Here is a 19,556-nt window from a genome sequence, read left to right on the forward strand (position 1 = left end):
GCCGCGGCGCGGCCGCGTCACCGCCCATCCGCGACGAGGTTGGCCGGCAACGGCTTGGTGTGCAGGATGACCAGGTCCGCGACGGCCCGGGTCAGGGCGACGTAGAGCCGGTTCATGCCGCGGGGCTCGGCGGCGACGATGTCGGCCGGCTCGACCAGCACCACCCGGTCGTACTCGAGACCCTTGACCTGGCTGACCGGGATCGCGTGCAACGACGCGGCGAGGTGGTCGGGGGCGATGACCGCGCCGCTCTCCCCCGAGACCGCCGCGGGCAGGTCGTCCACCTGCCGGATCTCCAGCGTGCCGCCGGGCCGGAACGAGCGGGTGGGCTCGATGCCCGGTGCCAGCGCCCGGGTGGCGAAGTCGGCGATGACCTGCGGCACCCGGTATCCGGTGGGCAGGTCGAGCGTCCTGACCTCGCGCTTGCCCAGCCGGTGGACCAGCTCCGGCCAGGACTCGACGGCCAGCGGATGGGTGGCCTGACCGAGGTCGCCCACGATGGTCATCGAGGCGTGGGAGGCGCGGCGGGCGATCATCCGGCACTCCATCGGCGACAGGTCCTGCGCCTCGTCGAGGATGACGTGCAGGTACACGTCCTCGACGGGTTCCTCGGTCGCGGCGACCGGCAGTGGATCGGCCAGCACCGGCACATAGCCCTCCTCGCCGTACGGGTCGAAGCCGTCTGCCCATCCGGTCACCTTGTGGCCCTCGCGCAGCAGGATCGCGGTCGCCCAGCGCTGCGCGGCCCAGTAGTCGTTGTGGTCGATGGCCTGACCGGACTGGGCGATCGGCGTGGACATGCCGGGAGCGAACAGCTGCCAGCCGTCGTTGAGGCTCCAGCTCACCACGAAGGTCTCGGCCAGCCGGGCACCGCTGTTCAGCTCACGCAACTTCCACTCGGGGACCGCCGCCTTCGGCTTCTCCGGTTGACCGAGAATCTCGGCGAGTTCGTCGAGCAGCGGAACGTCGTCCACCGTCCACTCCCCGTTCTGCGCGGGAAGGACGTCCTGCGGGGTCAGCGACGGCCACCACGCGTTGAGGAACGCGTCCGGGACCTGTTTGCCGTCCAGCATCTCCGACAGCACCGTCGCCGCGATGGCGCGGGCGCCGTTGGGTTTGACGCTCGACGCCTCGCAGCGCTTCCTGATTTCGAGGCGGGCCTTCGCCAGGTCATCGGCGGCGAGGGTGCGCAGGTGGTCCGGCGCGTTGGGTGGGGTGTCCCACGCCAGGTCGGTCAGCACCCGCACCATGCGCAGGTCGCCCTTGGCGCGGGCGACATTGGCGGGATCGCGGCGCGTGGCGGTGACGCCCTCGAACAGCTCGCCGATCGCCCGCAGGTGGACGCTGTCCTCACCCAGCCCGGGCAGCACCCGGCCGATGTACTCGGTGAACACCGTCGACGGGCCGACCACCAGCACCCGGCCGTCGGAGAACTTGCCCCGATCGCTGTAGAGCAGGTAAGCCGCCCGGTGCAGGGCGACCTGCGTCTTGCCGGTGCCCGGGCCGCCGGTGATCAGGGTGACGCCGTGCGCGGGTGCGCGGATCGCCTCGTCCTGCTCGCGCTGGATGGTACTGACGATGTCGCGCATGTGCTCGTCGCGTTTCCTGGTCAGCGATCGGAGCAGGGCACCCTCGCCGACCACACCGTCGACGTCCTTTGTGGACAGTACTTCGTCATCGAGCCCGACCACCTTGCGGCCCTCACAGACGATGACGCGCCGACGATCCACGCCGAGCGGTTCGCCGGGGGTGGCCCGGTAGAACGGCGCGGCGGCCGGCGCGCGCCAGTCCACCACCAGCGGCTCCCGGCCCTCGTCGCGGACGCCGAGCCGGCCGATCCGGTAGGTGTCGCCGTCGTCGAAGTCCAGCCGACCGAAGACGATGCCCTCCTCCTGGCTGTTGAGGTCGGACATCTTGGCGGCAGCGCGCAACACCATGGCGTCGCGCTCGACCAGGCCGGTGCGTGGACCGGACGTGGCGCGGCTGTGACCCTCCGCCGTCAACTCCTTCGTCTGCGCGCGCATGGCCTCCAGGCGCTCGTAGACCTTGTCGACTACCTGCTGTTCGATCGCGATCTGGTGTTCCGCTTCGGACACGTGGCTCCCTTGTGGGCACGACTCTTCCCAGGCTCGTCGAGAACCGGGCTCGTCGAGAATATGTGCTGGTCAGGAGCGCAAAATCAGCATCCGGAGGGATTCGCACGACTTGACCGGCCGATATGATGGAGATGGCTAAGAAGAAAACGGGGTGGTCAAACGCCCTTCCGTCTGTCCCGGCGAGCAGCCGACCGGTGTCCGTTTTGCGCTGGGTGACGCGTTTCCTAGACTGCACGCTCGTGGAAGACGTTGTGCTTGGCGCGGTGACCTGCCCCTCCGGTGAACTCGTCCTGATGGACGGCGGATACCTGGGGCTCTGGTCGGGCAACCGCTCTCCGGACGACACCCGGCAACCGGATGGGATCGCCGCCGTCGACTTCGAGGTCGTCGGCCGCGACGCGGTCGCCGCCGCCGAATCGTTCGATCGCCAATCGGGCCAGACCCTCTACGACATTCCGCAGGACAAGGTGCCGCAGTTCACCGCGTGCTTCGACGGCCACTGCCGCGAGCGGGGCCTCGAAGCGGCTCTTCGGCCCTTCGGCCGCCAGGTCTCCCATCGTGACCGCGTCCGGCGTGCGGTAGCCGCCGGCGACCCCGACTTTCTGATCAGCGGCGTCCCGGTGGTCCCGGTCGGAAACGTGCCGTCCACCCGGCCGCTGCCGGTCACCGCGGCCCGGGGCCAGTGGGGGTGGCGGCAGATACGCATCGGACTCGGAGACCAGGCGGCTGCCGAGTCACGCCAACTGGGCAGCATCGGCGTCGACTACGCGCGCTTCGTCTTCGCGGACGCGGACTCCCTGGCGGACTGGGTGCACGACGACCCCATTGACGGCCTCGCCGATGTGGTCTTCTGGGGCAAGGACGAGGCGGCGATCGCCGAAGAGTTCGGCGCGTCGCGCACCGGTACGCCGGGAGACGACCATTACGGCTGGCTGAACCTGCCGGTCGGGCAAGCCTCCGAGCGCGCCCTGGCGCTGAACGAGCGGCGCAACGCCGAGCCCCGCCGGATGTTCGCCTTCGACGTGCGTCCCCACTCGCATCACTGGAAAGTGATGACGGACGTACGCGCGGCCGAACACGAAGCCGCCACCATCACCATCGCGGGCGCCGACATCATGATGGCGTTGACCTCGGTCGGCGACGGTTTCTTCCCGGTGCACCTCGACCTGGACGCGTCCGGCGTTCCGACCGCCGTCCGCATCACCATCGAGAAGGACAGCTGAACCGGGACTCTCGAACGCTCCACAGTCTGGCTCGGCGCGTCTGACGCCGCGCGACGACCCAGACCAGTCGTCGGGGCGGGCGCTGCGCGCCCGCCCCGACCTGTTCACAGTGCGGTGACGGTCAGTTCTTGGAGCCCTTGTTCGGTACGACCGTGATGGTCTTCGAGGTCGTGATGGGCGCGAGCGAGCTGTTGTCCGTGTACGCGCGCATCGAGTCGTTCGTCACCGAGACGGTCACCGAACCCGGGCGCAGCGCGGTCAGCGTCCGCGTCGCCGGATCGAGGATCGCCACCTTGCCCTGCCGTCGTGCCGCGTCGATGGCCGCCTTCCCGCTCCCGATCGCCAGGTTGGACGAGCCGTGCCAGTCGACCGACATCGGGTACCGCAGCGGCACCACCCGCGTACCGGTCGACACGCCCTCCGGCTGCACGATGCTGCCGGACAGCTGCGCCGTCGTGTTCGCCTTCAGCGAGTCCGGAGTGTCGAGCGTGATGGACTGCGCGAAGGCGCGCACGTCGGCCTCCAGCCACTGCTGGTCGGCGTCGCGCAGCGAGTCGACGGACCAGTCGACCCACCCGGTGAAGCCACCCCGGTCCGGCGTCCCGTACGGGTCCTTGCCCGACGACGGCAGCACCGTGTACGGGACACCCTCGACGCGGTGCACGTTGGCGATCTGGGCGTGGGATCCGACCATCGCGGCGCCCTTGCCCGTGGAGTCACGGAAGTCCGTGAGCATCTTCTCGATCAGCCCGACCTCGTCGCGGTCACCGAGCTGGCTGGACTTCGCGGCGTCCGGGTCGTCCACCGGGTGGTGGGCGAACACCATGACGTTGCGCACGGTCGGGTCCTTCTGGGCGTCGGCCAGCGCCTTCTGCATCATCGGGAGCTGATCCCACGCCGTGCCGTGCAGCGACCCCAGGGAACTGGCGAGCAGGATGAACCGCGTTCCCTTGTGGTCGAACGTCCGGTACGGCTGGCCGAACTCGTTGGTGAAGTTCGTCAGGTCGGACTGGGTGTTGTTGAGACCGTAGGACTCGTGGTTGCCCGGCACGTAGTAGCACGGGATCGATCCGGCCTTCGGGTTGGGCGTGCTGTACTCCGCCGGCTCCTGACCGACCGGGATGAGGTCGCACCCGGCGTCGGTGAGCACCTGGCGGGCGAGCGCGAGATCCTGCGGCAGGCCGCGGTCGGTGATGTCGCCGTTGAGCACGATCAGGTCCGGGTGGGTCGCCCGGATCCGGGCGATGGCGGCCGTCGCGACCTGGGACAGCGCCGGGTTGTCGGCGGTGAACTGCACGTCCGACAGCGTGGCGAACTGCCACGTGCCGGGGCCGTTGGGAAGCGAACCGTCGTCGGAGACCAACGAATCGGGCTGCAGGTCGGGCTGGGCCGGCAGATCGATCGACGTCGGTACGTCGGCCTCGAAGCGGTCCAGGATGAACGTGCCCGCCTTCTGCTGCGCGACGCTCGTGTTGATGCCCTGGAAACTCTGGATCGCGATCGGGAACGCCGTGTTGGCCGGCAGCGTCCACGTCGCGTACTGCCAGTCGCTGCTCGCGGTCAGGCCCGTGCCGTAGACGCCGTTGCTCTTGCCGTTCGCGTCGACGTAGTTGATGTAGGTCAGGCCGCTGGGAACGCTGATGCTCGACTTGAGGCGCAACCGTACGCGCAGCGGCTGGCCGGGCACCGGGACCCGCTGGGCCGCCGAGGCCGCCGAGATGCCGACGTTGCGCATCGCGTTGAAGTCGATCCGCAGGCCGTCGGGGTCTGCTGAGAACGTCGTGGCCGCGGTGCTGTTGTTGTGCCAGCGGGCGAGCACGTCGTCGTTGAAGTCGTAGGCCGTCTCGGTCTGCACGCCGATGGTGATCGGGAGCTTGACCGACGTGCCGCCGACCGAGACCGTGAGGATCGTGCCCGCGTTGGTCAGCGGGGTGATCTTCAGCTTGCCGTCCGCGGGCTGGATGTCCACGACGCTGTGGTCGTAGTCGAGCGAGAGGTCCCGCGGGTCGATCGGGGCGGTGTAGCCCTGGTCGTCGCGGCCGGTCACGGAGAGGGCGACTGCGTCGGCGGGCGTCGGATCGGCGATCGACAGGCGCTGGGACGACAGTTCGAGGCTGTTGACCGGGTCGAGGACGGTGACCTTCTGCTCCGCCTTCTGGCCACCCACCTGCGCCTTGACCGTGATCGGGCCGCGCGGCTTGGCCGGGGCCGCGAGCGCGCCGCCCTTGATGGAGGCACCGGTTGCGGCCCAGTGCACGGACTTCGGGTCGACCGTCACCGGCGTCTGATGGTTGTCGATGCCCTCCGCGACGAGCGTGCGGTGCAGCCCGGGGAAGACCTTCACGCCGCCGTCGGCCGACGCCGCTCCCGGCGCGGGCTTGACGAGCAGCTGATGCAGCTTGCCGTCGCCCTTGGCGACGAACACGCCCACGCCGTTCGGGTCGCTGCGCTCGCCTCCGTCGGACGGGACGTTCCGGACGCTGGCCTGGTCCTCACCGAGCGCGCGGGCAACCATCGTGGTCGATCCGCCGCCGTCGAGGTTGACCGCGGTCTGCACGCCCATCGCGGCGAGGTCGGCCGCCTCCTTGTCGATGCCGACGCCGCCCTTGCCGGTACCGCCCGGGCCGTCCCAGGTGGCGAGCACGAGCTTGTGGCCGCCGTCGGAGAAGCCGAGTGCGGTGCGCGGGGCGATCGAGGTGTCGAGGCCGCCGACGACCTTGCCGCCGGAGACGATGGTCCCGCCGTCGCCGAGCGCGAACTTCATCGTCTTGGCGACGTCGTCGGCGAGTGCGTAGCGCAGTGCCACCGGGTCGCCCGGCCGCAGCGCGCGGATCGCGGTCGCCGCGGCGCCGCGCCCGACGAGGACGACGCCGTCGTCCGGGATCGTCCCGGAGCCCGCGGGGCCGTTCGGCGTGACCGACACGACCGAACCGTTCTCGACCAGAACCTCGGCGATCTGGTCGTTGGCCACACCGGTCAGGCCGCGGTTGCGGCTGTAGTCGCCCCAGGCGGGCGTGAACGCGATCAGGCCGTCCGCGGGGACACCGCCGCCGTCCGCGGCGTTGATGGACAGGACTTTGTGGTCCGTACCCGAGAAGTTCGCGGTCGCGTCGACGGTGAGGTCCACGAGTTGGGCGATGCCGTCGTCGCTGACCCCGACGTGCTGGCGTCCTCCGATGTCGGCGGTCTTCAGCAGTTGCCCGTCCTGGACTTCGCCACCGAGTGCCGCGTTGGAGTTGCCGATGTCGAAGAACTCACCGTTGACGCCCGCGACGGCGCCGGCCTTGTTGGCGGAGACGCTCAGCGGCCCGCCGGACGCGACCGGCCCGGAGGTCAGCAGGTCCGTGCTGACCGCGCTGTTGGACAGGTCGACGGTCAGGAACTGCGCGTCGTACCAGCCCTTCTGGTCGAGCGCCTTCACGTGCTGCAGGTTGATCCCCGGACCGACCTTCTCGGTCGTGTTGATCAGGGACAGTCCACCGGTGACCGGCGCGGACTGGCTGGTGCCGGCATACGCGGCGGTCGGCAGGAACGCCAGCGTGGATACCGCGGCGACGGCCACCAGCAGTGGCCTGGCATACCGATGGCCCAAGACCATCAATCTCATCGAAACCTCGACTCAACAGGAAAGGGAGACGGGCGGCGCCCCCCGCGACGCGCGGTTCGAGTGACGGGCAGCGCCGCACTCTATCGAATAGATCAACTCGGAAACCCGGATGACACCACCGCGAGCACGCAATGAACCCCGGCCGAATACGCGGTCGCGTCCCGCCGTCGCGCCCGCGATGTCACAGGCGGCCCGGCTGTTTCGTCTCCATGGGTGTTAGACAGACGGTTACGGGAAAGGTATGTGTCATGCGGGTGTTTGTGGCAGGCGGAGCCGGAGTGTTGGGGCGGCGGCTGGTGCCGCAGCTCGTGGCACGGGGCCACGAGGTGACGGCGACCACGACGAGCGCGACCAAGCTGGGCCTGCTCGAACAGCTGGGCGCCGAGGCGGTCGTGATGGACGGACTGGACGCGAGGTCGGTCGGCGAGGCGGTGGCCCGGGCCCAGCCGGACGCGATCGTTCACCAGATGACCGCTATCTCCGGCAAGCCCGACATCAAGCACTTCGACCGCTGGTTTGCCACCACCAACCGGCTGCGTACCGAGGGAACCGACCACCTGCTGGCCGCCGCCGAAGCGACCGGCGTACCGCACTTCGTCGCGCAGAGCTACGGCAGCTGGAACGGGATCCGCCAGGGCGGCTGGGTGAAGACCGAAGAGGACCCGCTGGATCCGACGAGCACCGGCCAGGGCGCCGAAGCCATCCGCCACCTGGAGAGCGCGGTGTTCAAAGCCGGCGGGGCGGTGTTGCGGTACGGCGCCTTCTATGGGCCGGGCGCCATCGACGATCAGGTCGAACTGGTACGCAAGCGGCAGTACCCAGTCGTGGGCAACGGCGGCGGGTACAGCTCGTGGGTCCACCTCGACGACGCGGCCAGCGCCACCGTCCTGGCCGTGGAGCAGAAGGCGAGGGGCGTGTTCAACATCGTCGACGACGAACCGGCCCCGGCCAGCGAGTGGTTGCCCTACCTGGCCGCGTGTGCGGGCGCCAAACGGCCGATGCGGTTCCCCACCTGGCTGGCCCGGCCGCTGGCCGGAAAGACGGCGGTGGCGATGATGACCGAGGGTCGCGGCTTCTCAAACGCGAAGGCCAAGCGGGAACTCGAGTGGCAGCTGCGCTACCCCTCCTGGCGGCAGGGCTTCAAGGCGGAGCTCTCGGACTAGGTCGCGGGTCGCCTCCCGGATCGTCCCACGGATCGGCTCGCGGATCGCCTCTCCGATCGTCCCGCGGATCGGCTCACGGATCGACTCTCGGCTCAGCCGAAGCGCCCGTGAACGTAGTCGGCGGTCCGCGAGTCCTGGGGATCCTCGAAGATGCCCCGGGTCTGGCCGGCTTCGACGATGTGCCCCGGCGTGTCGTGGGTGGCGAGGAAGAACGCGCAGGACTGTGACACCCGCGCCGCCTGCTGCATGTTGTGGGTCACGATCACGATGGTCACCTGCCCCTGTAGCTCCGCGATGGTGTCCTCGACGCGGCGGGTGGAGGTCGGGTCGAGCGCGGAGCAGGGTTCGTCCATGAGCAGCACGTCCGGTGAGACCGCCAGGGATCGGGCGATGCACAGGCGCTGTTGCTGGCCGCCGGACAGTGCCCCGCCGGGGGCGCGCAGCCGGGAGCGCACCTCGTTCCACAGTCCGGCACGACGCAGGCTCGTCTCGACCAGTGCGTCCTTGTTCGCGACCTTGATGCCGGCGAGCTTGAGCCCGCTGGCCACGTTGTCGTAGATGGACATGGCGGGGAACGGGTTCGGCTTCTGGAAGACCATGCCGATGCGGCGGCGTACCTGGGCGGGCTGGCGGTCCGGTCGGTAGATGTCCTGGCCGTCCAGGAGCACCTCGCCGGCCAGCGACGCGCCACGCACCATCTCGTGCATCCGGTTGAGGATGCGCAGGTACGTGGACTTGCCGCAGCCGGACGGTCCGATCAGCGCGGTGACCTCGCCGGGTCGCATCCGCAGGGAGACCCGTTCGAGCACCTTGTGGGTACCGAACCAGGCCGAGACGTCGCGGCTTTCCAGCCCGACCAGCGGGCGGTCCGGGGGAACCGAGCCGCCGGGCCACTGCGCGGTCACGTCGACGGGAGGCGGGCTGCCCGGCACCGGGCCACCGGGCAGTTCCGCGGTCACGTCCGGCGGTGCCGGGTCGGCCGGTCGCAGGCCGCCGATGCCGTCGACGACGCCGGCATCGGCCGCGTGCCGGCCGGCCCCGCTCGGGTTTACGAACTCGACTGTCACCCTCGATCTGCTTCCTCTGTGTTGGGCGTTGCCGCTCGGTCGGATGATGGGCGCTGAATGCTGTGTTGGGCGTTGCCGCTCGGTCGGAAGATGAACGCTGAATGCCTCAGTACAGGTTCGGCAGCAGGCCGGCCAGGTTCTCGTAGAGGTTCCACGCCACTGCCAGAAACACCGGTGCCGCACACACGTAGGTGCCCCACCGCGACCACCGGTGCGCGGCGACCGTGGCCAGGGCGGCCAGCAGCAGCAGGGCCTGCGACCAGAGCAGCATCGGCAGCGGGCTGACGTCGGTGTCGCGGGACATGCTCTGCTGGTTGGCCGGCAGCGCCGGCCTCCCTCCGGGGTTTGGCTGCGGGGTTGAGGTCAGGTCGGCGCTCACGCTGACCGCGGAGCGCGGCCACCCCGTCGAGTCGGCGGTGACCAGCACCAGCCGGTTCGTCGAGTTGGCCGGGGCCGGATGGTTGTCGTCGCCGAAGGAGGAGACGACGTAGGTGGCCACGCCCTGCCCGGTAGTGACGGTGATCTTGTCACCGACGGCCAGCCGCATCAGGTGCGCGAACGGAGCGCCGAAGGTGACCCGCTTGCCGTAGAGGACGCTGACTCCGGCCTGCCCCGGCAACACGGTGTCGGGCCGGTGCCCGGGACCGTTGTCGAGATCCCGGCTGGACGTGCCCTCCATGACGACCGCGTGCAGGCCGATGTCCGGGACGTCGAGGACGGCGACAGCGGTACCCTCGCGTACCGGCCCGACCGGGGCGGTGCCCTGGCTCAGCGTGTACGCGAAATCCTTGTACTGCGTCGACTGGGCCCGCTGTTCGGAGAGGTTGGACAGGCCGAACAGGTACCCGGCGAAACCGACCGCGAGCAGCAGGAGCAGGCACACTCCCCCGCTGACCGCTCCGGCGATCAGTTCCGGGGTCGAGCGCGGCGGTGCGGTGGCCGCCGACGCGGCGTCCGGTGCCCGCTCGGCCGTCTCGACTTGGCTCGGCGCGACCATGGCCGTCATGTCCGCACCCGCCGACGGCGCCGCAGCCAGGCGCCCAACGCCCCGGGGATGGCGATGGCGAGCAGGATGTCCACCGCCGTGAGGGTGGCGTACACCCAGCTCTGCCGCAGTGACCGGGACAGGAACACCGGCGAGGCGTTGACCGTACCGGCCGCGTCGGCCTGATCCGTGCCGATGGGCAGCCCAGTGTCCGGGTCGATCTTCACTGAACCGCTCGGCGCGCCACTCGGCGTGGTGCCGCCCGCGCCGGTACCACCGGACCCGGAGCCGCCCGACCCCGAGCCGCCGGACCCCGAGCCGCCGCCCGAGTTGTTGGCGACCGCCTTGCCGCCGACGACTGTGCAGTTCAACGGCGCACCCACCTTGTCGCAGGGCGAGGGTTTCGGCGCGTCGACGATGAGGTGGTTGACCCCGTCGTGATACGTCGGGTTGTTGCAGCCGTTGAGTTGACTGGTGTCCGGGGTGGCGACGTGGCCCGGGATGTTGTCGACCTGCTCGAACCCGCCGACGACCAGGTTCTTCGGCAGCGGCGAGTAGCCGAGGTCGCCGGCCTTCTGCTGGGCGCCGCACAGCACGTAGTTCAGCCAGGTGGACAGCGTGGCGCCCTTGGTGTTGTTGAACCGCGGTGGCGGCCCGAGGGTCTGCCCGCCGATGGTCCGGTTGACGCGCGGCACGATCAGGTAGCTGTAGCTGGAGATCGGGTAGGTGCGCGAGTCGGGGTTGGTGTAGACCTTGTCGAGGTTCTGCATCAGGAACGTCAGGCTGTTCGGGTTCTCGTCGATCTGCGCCAGCTGAAGAGCGATCGCCACGTTGGAGGCGGTCGGCAGCGCGTAGTAGCCGGCCTTGTTGAGCACCTTGACGACGGGAAGCTTGCTGTTGAGCGCGTAGGCGTACTCGTCGTAGCCGATGGAGCCGACGCCGAAGCTGGGCGATGCGACGTAGTTGGCCACCTGGTCCGAGCCGTTGCGTTGCACAGAGCCGGCGAATGCCGGGTAGAACTCGGTCGGGGGGCACGGGCTCGGCCCGCCGTGTTGCCGGCAGAACGCGTTCCACTGCGAGGTGTACTGCTTGGACATCCACTGGGAGAACATGTAGCTCGCCCCCGAGCCGTCCGACCGGGTCACCACGGTGATCTTCTGGCTGGGCAGGGTGGCGCCGTAGTCGTGGCTGATCCGCGAGTCGCTCCAGTTGGTGATCTGGCCGGTGAAGATCTTGGTAATCGTGTCACCGGACAACCGCAGGTTGGTGATCTTCTTTCCGCCGACCACCAGGTTGTACATCAGCGCTGTACCGCCGGCCACGATCGGCAGGTACGAGTACGCGTATGCGGAGTCCTCCTGACCGGCGCCGAACGGGTCCGGGCTGGTCAGGAACGCGATGTCGGAAGCGGCGAAGTCCGCCTGGTTGACGATGTAGTGCTGGCGGCCGGCGGCCGAGCCGTCGCCGGAGAAGTCGATGCGGATGCCCTGGTTGAACACGTCCCGGCTCCACTGGTCAATCGCCGGCTCGGCCCACGAGGACCCGTCAGCCTGCAACTCGGCGAAGGTCGCGGCGTGCGCCGGGCCGGCCGTGGTCAGGGAGGCGGCCAGCAGGCAGGCCAGCGGGATCGCCAGCCACCGCAGGCCGCGGGTCAGGCGTGCGCGCATATGGGTACCTCTCGGATGGCGGATGGACAGACGACCGGACACGCGCCGCTTCACTGCGCATCAGCGCCCCGGTCGGCGCCGGTGAGCTCCAGCGCGAGCGAGCGGTCGCCGGCTTCCCGGTCGGATCGGACCAGCTGGTCGGCCTCCCGCGCCCGGCGCAGCTGGCGGCGCTGGCGGCGGGTCAGCTCACCGGGCGCCTTGCCGCCGATGAGCCGGGCCAGGGCGAACAGCAACAGCACCATGACCATCAACGCGAGCGCCGCACCGAACGCCCGGGAGACCATGGCCGGCTGTGGGTAACGGACGTAGTTCCAGATGTACAGCGGCAGGCTGGTCTGCGGCCCGGAGAATGGGTTGGCGTTCAGGTCCTTGGTGAACCCGGCGGTGAGCAACACCGGTGAGGTCTCCCCGACCGCCCGGGCCATGGCGAGGATGACGGCGGTGGCCAGCCCCGAGCGGGCCGTGGGCAGCACCACGTTGAGTACCGTGCGGATCTGGCTGCCGCCCAGCGCGTACGACGCCTCCCGCAGCCCGCTCGGCACCAGGCGCAGGATCACCTCGGCGGTACGGGTGACGATCGGGATCATCATCACGGTCAGCGCCACCGCGGCGGCGAAGCCGCTCGCGCCGACTCCCAGCGACAGGATGAGGAACGCGTAGATGAACAACCCGGCGATGATCTCCGGCAGCGCGGTCATCGCCTCGACGATGGTGCGTACCGGCCGGGCCAACGGCCCGCCGACCTCGACCAGGAACAGCGCGCACAGCACGCCGAGCGGAACCGAGAACACGGTCGCGATGCCCATCTGCTCCAGCGAGCCGACCAGCGCGTGGATCATGCCGCCGGAGGTGAGCGGATCGAGCGGGCCGGCAAGCGCCATCGTGTCGGTGAAGAAGTTCAGGTGGTGCAGCGCCGGATAGCCGCGGACTGCCGTGTAACCGATCTGGTCGGCGACCACCGCGATCACCAGCAGGCCAGCGCTGACCAGCAGCACCCCGACCAGCCGGTTGGCCACGTCCCTCGGCTCCCACTGCACCACACCCGCCAGGGCGTACAGGCACAGGAACGTGACGTAGCCGCACAGCCAGAACCCGACCGCGCCGGAGGTGGGCAGGATTCGCTGGTAGAGCACCCAGGTCAGGGCGATGCCGCCGAGCGCCGCGCCGACGAGGGTGCAGACACCCTCCATGGTGACCTGACGGATGCGTACCCGCCGCTCGGCGGCGGGGCCGGGCGCCGCGGGGGCCTGGGTGCCCGGACCGCCGTGCTCAAGGTTCGCCGGCCGATTGTCCGGGGGCGCGAGGGTGTCCATCGGCTACTCCGTCTCGGCGCCGGAGCGCGACCGGCTGACCACGATCGAGGCCAGCGCGTTGACCAGCAGGGTGATCAGGAAAAGCACCAGGCCCGCGGCCATCAGCGCGGAGAGCATCTCGGGTGTCGATTCCTGGTAGCGCAGGGCGATCAACGCGGCGATCGACATCCCGGAGTTCTCGAAGATGTGGGTGGCCAGGAGGTAGGTGGGTGAGACGATCAGCGCGATGGCGATGGTCTCGCCCATGGCCCGGCCGAAGCCGAGCATGGTCGCGCCGATGATGCCACCGCGTCCGTAGGGCAGCACGACCGTACGAACCATTCCCCACCGGTTGGCGCCCAGGGCATAGGCGGCTTCCCGTTCGCCCACCGGCGCCTGGGAGAACACCTCCCGGCAGATCGAGGCGATGATCGGGATGACCATCAGCGAGACCACGAGACCCGCGATGAACGTCGAAGTGGTGAAGGAGCTGGAGGTGTGCTCGCCGCGCACCCGGAAGACCGGGATGAAGCCCAGGTTCTCGGCGACCCAGCGAATGCTGCCGATGACCCGGGGCTGGAGGAAGAAGACCCCCCACAGGCCGTAGATGATGCTGGGCACGGCCGCCATCAGGTCGACGACCGCGATGAGCGTGCGCCGCAGGCGTACCGGCGCGTACTCGGAGATGAACACCGCCGTGCCCAGCGCGACCGGCACCGCGATGGCCAACGCGATGATCGCGATGATCGCTCCGTCGGGCAGGACCGCCGCGATGCCGAACCGGTTGGCCGCTGGGATCCAGCTCTGCGTGGTGAAGAACGACGGGCCCGCTTTCCGCAGCGCCCCGCCGGCCCGCAGGATCAGGAACAGCGCGATCAGACCGGTGATGACCAGAACCGCGACGCCAGCGCAGCGCAGCACGCCGCGGAACACCCGGTCGGCCGCCGAGCGCGGAGTGACGATCCGCCGCGGGCGGTCCTCGGGCCAGTCGCCCCCGGCCGGCGGCTCGGCCGGGGCCGGCAGCCGCCCGAGTGCGATGGAGTCGTGCGCGTCCGGGGCTGGTATCGACGCGCCGGTCATTGGCCCGTTTCCGGCTGCTGGACGGCGGCGTCCGCGACGGTCACCGGCGGCGCGGAAGGGATGCTCTTGGTCGTGATCCGCCGAAGCCAGGACAGCAGCGCCGCTCCCGCTCCGGTCGTGGAGAGCAGGTAGGTGGCCGGCCCGCCGGCCACCAGAAGCGCGCCGAGCCCGAGCAGCACCGGCAGCCAGGCGCCCAGCGGTCCGTCGGCGTCACCGTGCTTGATCCCGAAGGCGGCCTGGGTCAGGCTCGCGCTGGGTGTCGCCCCCACGTTCGGGGTGCCGCTCGCGGTGGTCAGCGGGGCACCGCCGGACGGTACCGACGCCTGGCCGTTGTGGCCCGACACGGGCGAGCCGCCATTGCCGGTGGACCCGACGTTGCTCCTCGGCGGGCCGCCGGAAATGGTGGTGTCCGGCGGCGCGCTCGTGCAGCTCTGCGTGCTGACCGCCTGCTGGGCCGAGCGGACCTGCGCGACCTGTGCGCCGGTCAGCGCCTCGTTGCCGGGAGCGAGCGACCCCGGGGTGACGCCGTAGAGCTGCGAGGTCGCGACGTGGTCGAGGAAGCTGCCGATCGCCGCGGCCTTGCCGTCCGACAGGCCGCAGGTCGGAACCAGCGCGTAATCGACCATCGTGAGCGGGTACTGCTTCGGGTCGGGGTTGGCGAAGTCGGCGAACTGCGTGATCTTGTCCGGGTTGGTCTTCATGTCGCTGACCGCCGCACTGAGCCCGCCCGTGTCCGGAGCGACGGCGCGCCCGCCCGCGTTGACCAGCTTCGCCGTCGGGAACTCGTCGGCCGCCGCATCGTTCAGCCCCACCACGGCGAACACCGCCCGGGTTCCCGGTGCCTCCGGATCCATCCGGGGCCACGTGCATGACTTGTCCGGCGGGCTGGTGTTCGGGGGGCAGGAGATGAGGCTGTACTGCACGGCGCTGGGCCGGTCGATGACCAGCGAGTTGGCGACCAGATTGAGCCCGGAGATCGGGTTCCAGGAGTTCTGCATGGTCGACTTTCCAGGCGCGCCGTGGATGTCGGGAGGTGCGGTGTAGCCGGGGTCGAGCACCTGGAATTGGTCCAACGGGTAGCTGATTCCACGGTAGTAGGTGTTGACGCGCATGCCCCACGGGTCAGGCTTGCCGGCCAGGAAGGCCGCGGCGTCCGGGTCCGACGCGACCCACCGGGTCAACTCGTAGACCAGGTCGCTGTTGCCGGACACCACCAGGGGCAGGAAACCCCCGAAGTCCATCAGGCCGCCGCCGGCCACCAAGGGGAAATCGGCGTCCGTGTACTGCGGGTTGAGGGCCCGGAACTCCGGATCGACGAACACGGAGCGCGGGTTGCCCTTGATGGCCGGATCGCAGTCCGGGCCTTGCGTCGAGGTATCGCTCGCCGCATGGCAGTCCCAGGGAAACAGCGCGTAGGACTGGGTGAGCAGCTTCGCGACCAACCGCGCGTTCAGCGTCAGGTCTGTGAGGAACTGCCCGGTCTGCGGGTCGTCGACGTGGAAGGCGATGGCGATGCCGGAGGTGACCACCGGTGCGTAGGTGAATTTGCGCGCCGCGGCCGCGCTCGGATCCGGTGGCCGGTTCACCACCGCCAGGTCGGCCGCCGAGGTCAGTGCTCCGGACCCGCCGGCCAGGAACGACTGCCGCGCGAGGTACTCGTTGGTCCCGGAGTCGAAGTCGAAGCTCAACTTGTTCGCGTCGTTGCACCAACCCGCCTGGAACAGCGACACCGTGCGGGTCAGCATCGGCGCGCCCTGCGCGGCGAACGCCGGTGCGGCGGACGGACACTGCGCGGGCGTCGGCGCGAACTGCAAGGGGAACACAAAGCGGTCGCCCCAACTGCAGGCCAGGGAAAGAGCGGCGTCCGCCGCATAGAATCCGGCACCCAACCCGGTCGTGTCCTTTGTGTGGTCCTTGCAGTTGACGCCCGGGTCTCCAGGAGCCTTGCCCGAGGGCTGGACGCCTCCCCAGTTCGGCACCACGAGCAGGGAGCACGGATGTGTCGGGTCGCAGCTCAGGAAGCTGTTCTCCACGGCGGTCTCGATGTGGAAATACGCCTCGCCGGTGCCGTTTGCGCCAGTGAGCGCGGTGACCCTGTTGCCGACGCTGACGTCGTTGGGTGTGTTGGGAAAGGCGGTGAAGCAGTCGTCACCAAAATTCGGGTTCCACAGTGTGGCGCCGTTGACGACAGCCTTGCCGGGATTGGTGCCGCGGCACTCCAGCAGAGCGACGTCGTAGAAGGAATTGGCGCCCTTCTTCGAGCTCGGCGTGAAGTTCTTCCAGGTCACGTGCACCATCTGGCTGGTCAGGTCTGTTGTCTGGTCGACCGTGACCGAGGGTGGCAGGGGATTCTGCGCACCGGGATTCGGCTGCCCGGCCGAAGGGTCGTACGCATTGTCGCCGGAGACCGTGCCCGTCACCGTGGTCCCGCTGGCCTGGGCCCGCTGAAGCCCGGAACCGGTGATGATCGGCGCCACCACCGCGGCGGCCACCGCGACGACGACGAACGCCACCGCCAGCAGCCGCGTCGACCGTGACCGGTCCGACCGAAGATAGCGAACGACTGGTCTCACGAGATCTCCCACTGTCCGACGGTGCGGACCTGCGCTGGTTGCGACGGTCGCGCGAGCACGCGTCATACATTGTCGCCGACTATTCTGCGGCGTCACAACGGTACGTTGGGGTGATGTACCTGTAGACCGACCAGCGGATCAATGAACGTCTCGTGAACCAGCCAGCGCGGCGACGACCGGTGCCCGGGTCGCGACGTGTCGCCGCGACCGGGCACCGACCTGGAGCCGGATCAGCCGGTGAACTGCCAGCTGCTGCTGAAGCTGCCCGCGTTCTGTCCGGCCACGAAGTAGCTGGTGCCCAGAGCGGCGTCGAGGTAGCTCGCCCCGGCCGCGTGGACCTGCACGGCGGATGCGGTGAAGGTGTTCGTCGTACCGGCCGTCCCGGCGTGGCGCGTGCCGATCGTGTCGAACAGCACCACCGGGCTGGCCGATCCGTTGGGTACGGCCGTGATCTGGTCGCGGAACAGGTCGAACACCACCGAGGTGAACGTGACGCACTTGCCGTTGGTGAAGTTGACGATCAGCAGCTTGCCGGCGAGGTCGAGATGCCCGGTCAGCGTGGACACCTTGGCGGTACCCGCGGTGACCGGGAACGACTCGGTGACCGCCCGGTTGGTGTTGTCATAGCCGACCGAGGCCGGCGACCCCGGCACCTCGGCGAGCCCCGCCTTCGCAAGCGCGGCTTCGACGCTCAACGGAACGCTGACCGTGACGGTCCCGGTCGCCGCGGGGTCGGCCGCGGCGGCCGGGCCGCCGGTGGCCAGCAGGGTCGCGGCGACCGCGCCGATCGCCGCGACCGTGGCCGATACTCGCGCTGCTACCGATCTGGACATGGATGCTCTCCTTCGAAAGGGTTGAGGGGATTGCCACGGAGGTGCATGCGCCTGGCCTGCCCCAGACAACCGGGGCAGGCCAGGGCCTCGTGCAACGGCGGCGCCAACGGTGCACGGCCACCGCGGTCGAGGACTACGGCTAGATGACGCCGCAGTTCGCGAATGGCAGGAACCCGAAGTCGGTGATGGCGGACTGGTCGTTGCAGATCGCGCCCGCCACCGCCCCGGTGCCGTCGCCGAAAACGCCCTGCAGGTAGCTCGGAACGGCGGGGGCCGCGGCCGTGCCGGCGTTGCGCACGACGTTGTACACCAGGCGGACCAGGTCGAAGTCCGAGTTGATGACGGTGGTTCCGCCATCGACAGTGGTCGGCGAGGCGCCGTCGGCGCTCTTCAGCACCATGGTGCCCTGGTCACCCGCGCCGTGGTTGTGCTCGGTCTGAGCCAGGTAGACGGCCACCGAGTACGGGAACACGATGTTCGCCGCGTCGGCGCCGGAGAAGATGGCGTTGTCGCCCTCGTTCTCCTCGACCGTGTTGTCCTGGCCCTTCACGCAGGTGCCCAGGGCGGTGTTGCCGATCGACTGCAGGAAGAACGCCCGGGTCCCGGAGTTGGACTGCGGGATGACCGGGACGATCGCCGCGGTGCTGGTGCCGCCGACCTCGTTCCAGGTCACCGGGCCGGTGTGCCCGGTGCCAAGCAGCGAGGCGTCGCAGCTGTAGATCGCGTTGAGCTGGTCGGTGGACAGGTTGGCCACCGCGTTGCCGCCGCTGTTGGCCGACCAGGTCACCGCGTCGATCGCGAACGGAAGGAACACGATGCTGGTCGGGTCAGTCGCCTGCGGGCCGCGCGAGGAGCGAGCGTAGTCCACGCAGAACGCGCTGGAGTCAGTCGTGGACTTGAGGTTGGCCTCAAGCTCCGTGATGCCCGCACCCGAACCGTTGGGGCGGGGCCGGGAGGTGCAGCCGTCCTTCTCGATGATCGGGCTCGAGCCGACCGCGTCCCAGCTGTAGAGCTGAGGAGCGGGCAGCGGGTGGGCCGCGTTGTAGTCGGTGGACTGTTGGTCCAGCTCGAACTGGGTGGTGTCCGAACCGGTACCGACGATGTCGACGGTGCGAGGCGTCGTCGGCGCATCCGCCATCGCCTGCGCCGCACTGATGCCGATCGCGGCGAGGGCGGCCCCCGCCACGAACAGCATCCGCTTGCTGTTGCGCACTTTCGTGCTCCCTTCCGGAGTTTCCCCAGCAGCCGTCACGGATCTCGCGCCGACCGCGCCGGCCTCACGGCCAACGACAACCAACCTCGCCCGTCGTCGATGCCTGAGGCAACACGTTCAATCCAGCCGCCACGGCGGGTTTGCCGCGCATTTGCTTGCCCCGACATGGCATCGGCCGCAGCGGACACGCGAGATCCGGCGGCCACGCGCCGCCGGATGCCACGAAGAGGAGTCAGTACGCCAGCGGGGCGAAGGTTCGCAGAGTGTGCAGGAACTGTTCGTAGGAGCGCAGGCACGCGTCACGCCGGCCGAAGTCGCGTGCGGCCATGGCCACCGCCGTGCCGTCCGGGTCGAGGGTCAGCCACGTCCAACCCACGCCGCTTGGCGGATGCGAGATTTCGCGGGCCAGGTCGGACTCCTGGACGAGAGCCTGGAAGGCGGCCTCGGCGGTGTCCGCGTCGGGAAACAGCTGCACCGAAGCAGCCAGTGGCCGGCCATTGGCGGCGAGCATCCGCCATCCGAACACGCCGTCGTTGTTCACCGTCGTGACTACCTGTGGTCGCGCTACCGGTTGTCTGTGGTCGAGGGTGGCCGTCATGAACCCGTCTCCTCATGTGAGGCTGGCCCGCAGCCCTTGGGGAAAAAGCGATGCTCCGGGGTCTCTTACATCGCCGGTGATTATATTGCCACAATGTGTATGGGTGGACCTTCGCGTACCGACCACATCGGACAGCGGAGCGTCATGAACTTCAGGTGA

13 protein-coding genes are annotated in these 19,556 nt (G+C 69.5%); 2 read left to right on the forward strand and 11 right to left on the reverse strand.

All coding sequences use genetic code 11. From position 1 onward, the window contains the following. Positions 1–17: 17 nt before the first annotated feature. Complete coding sequence (locus Raf01_RS39670) at positions 18–2,096, reverse strand: HelD family protein (RefSeq protein WP_203923269.1); 2,079 nt, start codon at positions 2,094–2,096, stop codon at positions 18–20. 239 nt (positions 2,097–2,335) lie between these two features. Between Raf01_RS39670 and Raf01_RS39675 the strand changes: the two genes are divergently transcribed. Continuing rightward, positions 2,336–3,319: a hypothetical protein gene (locus Raf01_RS39675; RefSeq protein ID WP_239134323.1), complete on the forward strand. Its 984-nt coding sequence runs from the start codon at positions 2,336–2,338 to the stop codon at positions 3,317–3,319. Between the two features lie 121 nt (positions 3,320–3,440). Here Raf01_RS39675 and Raf01_RS39680 read toward each other — a convergent pair whose 3' ends face one another. Next, positions 3,441–6,917 (reverse strand): phosphodiester glycosidase family protein, encoded by a 3,477-nt coding sequence (locus Raf01_RS39680; protein WP_203923270.1) that lies wholly within the window; start codon positions 6,915–6,917, stop codon positions 3,441–3,443. Positions 6,918–7,174: 257 nt separating this feature from the next. Here Raf01_RS39680 and Raf01_RS39685 point away from each other — a divergent pair, with 257 nt between their 5' ends. Further along, entirely contained in the window at positions 7,175–8,089 is a 915-nt protein-coding gene (locus Raf01_RS39685; protein WP_203923271.1) for an NAD-dependent epimerase/dehydratase family protein, read from the forward strand. 92 nt (positions 8,090–8,181) lie between these two features. Here Raf01_RS39685 and Raf01_RS39690 read toward each other — a convergent pair whose 3' ends face one another. The 9 genes from Raf01_RS39690 to Raf01_RS39730 all read right to left on the reverse strand — a co-directional run bounded on the left by Raf01_RS39690 (position 8,182) and on the right by Raf01_RS39730 (position 19,397). Further along, the gene (locus Raf01_RS39690; RefSeq protein WP_444544553.1) at positions 8,182–9,156 is read right to left on the reverse strand and encodes a phosphate ABC transporter ATP-binding protein; all 975 of its coding nucleotides are present in this window, start codon (positions 9,154–9,156) and stop codon (positions 8,182–8,184) included. Positions 9,157–9,262: 106 nt separating this feature from the next. Next, positions 9,263–10,162: a sortase domain-containing protein gene (locus tag Raf01_RS39695; RefSeq protein WP_203923272.1), complete on the reverse strand. Its 900-nt coding sequence runs from the start codon at positions 10,160–10,162 to the stop codon at positions 9,263–9,265. Then, positions 10,159–11,808: a substrate-binding domain-containing protein gene (locus tag Raf01_RS39700; protein WP_203923273.1), complete on the reverse strand. Its 1,650-nt coding sequence runs from the start codon at positions 11,806–11,808 to the stop codon at positions 10,159–10,161. The genes Raf01_RS39695 and Raf01_RS39700 overlap by 4 nt, the downstream gene beginning before the upstream one ends. Positions 11,809–11,858: 50 nt before the next feature. Further along, entirely contained in the window at positions 11,859–13,121 is a 1,263-nt protein-coding gene (pstA, locus tag Raf01_RS39705) for a phosphate ABC transporter permease PstA (RefSeq protein ID WP_239134324.1), read from the reverse strand. Positions 13,122–13,124: 3 nt separating this feature from the next. Continuing rightward, positions 13,125–14,180: a phosphate ABC transporter permease subunit PstC gene (pstC, locus tag Raf01_RS39710; RefSeq protein WP_203923274.1), complete on the reverse strand. Its 1,056-nt coding sequence runs from the start codon at positions 14,178–14,180 to the stop codon at positions 13,125–13,127. Further along, positions 14,177–16,753: a hypothetical protein gene (locus Raf01_RS39715; protein WP_203923275.1), complete on the reverse strand. Its 2,577-nt coding sequence runs from the start codon at positions 16,751–16,753 to the stop codon at positions 14,177–14,179. Before Raf01_RS39715 ends, pstC begins: the two co-directional genes overlap by 4 nt. 230 nt (positions 16,754–16,983) lie before the next feature. Further along, complete coding sequence (locus Raf01_RS39720; RefSeq protein WP_203923276.1) at positions 16,984–17,586, reverse strand: hypothetical protein; 603 nt, start codon at positions 17,584–17,586, stop codon at positions 16,984–16,986. Positions 17,587–17,725: 139 nt separating this feature from the next. Next, entirely contained in the window at positions 17,726–18,799 is a 1,074-nt protein-coding gene (locus tag Raf01_RS39725) for a PstS family phosphate ABC transporter substrate-binding protein (protein WP_203923277.1), read from the reverse strand. 232 nt (positions 18,800–19,031) lie between these two features. Further along, positions 19,032–19,397, reverse strand: a complete 366-nt coding sequence (locus tag Raf01_RS39730) for a hypothetical protein (protein ID WP_203923278.1) — start codon at positions 19,395–19,397, stop codon at positions 19,032–19,034. Between the last annotated feature and the right edge of the window lie 159 nt (positions 19,398–19,556).

It is taken from the genome of Rugosimonospora africana (assembly GCF_016862975.1).
Lineage (GTDB): Bacteria > Actinomycetota > Actinomycetes > Mycobacteriales > Micromonosporaceae > Rugosimonospora > Rugosimonospora africana.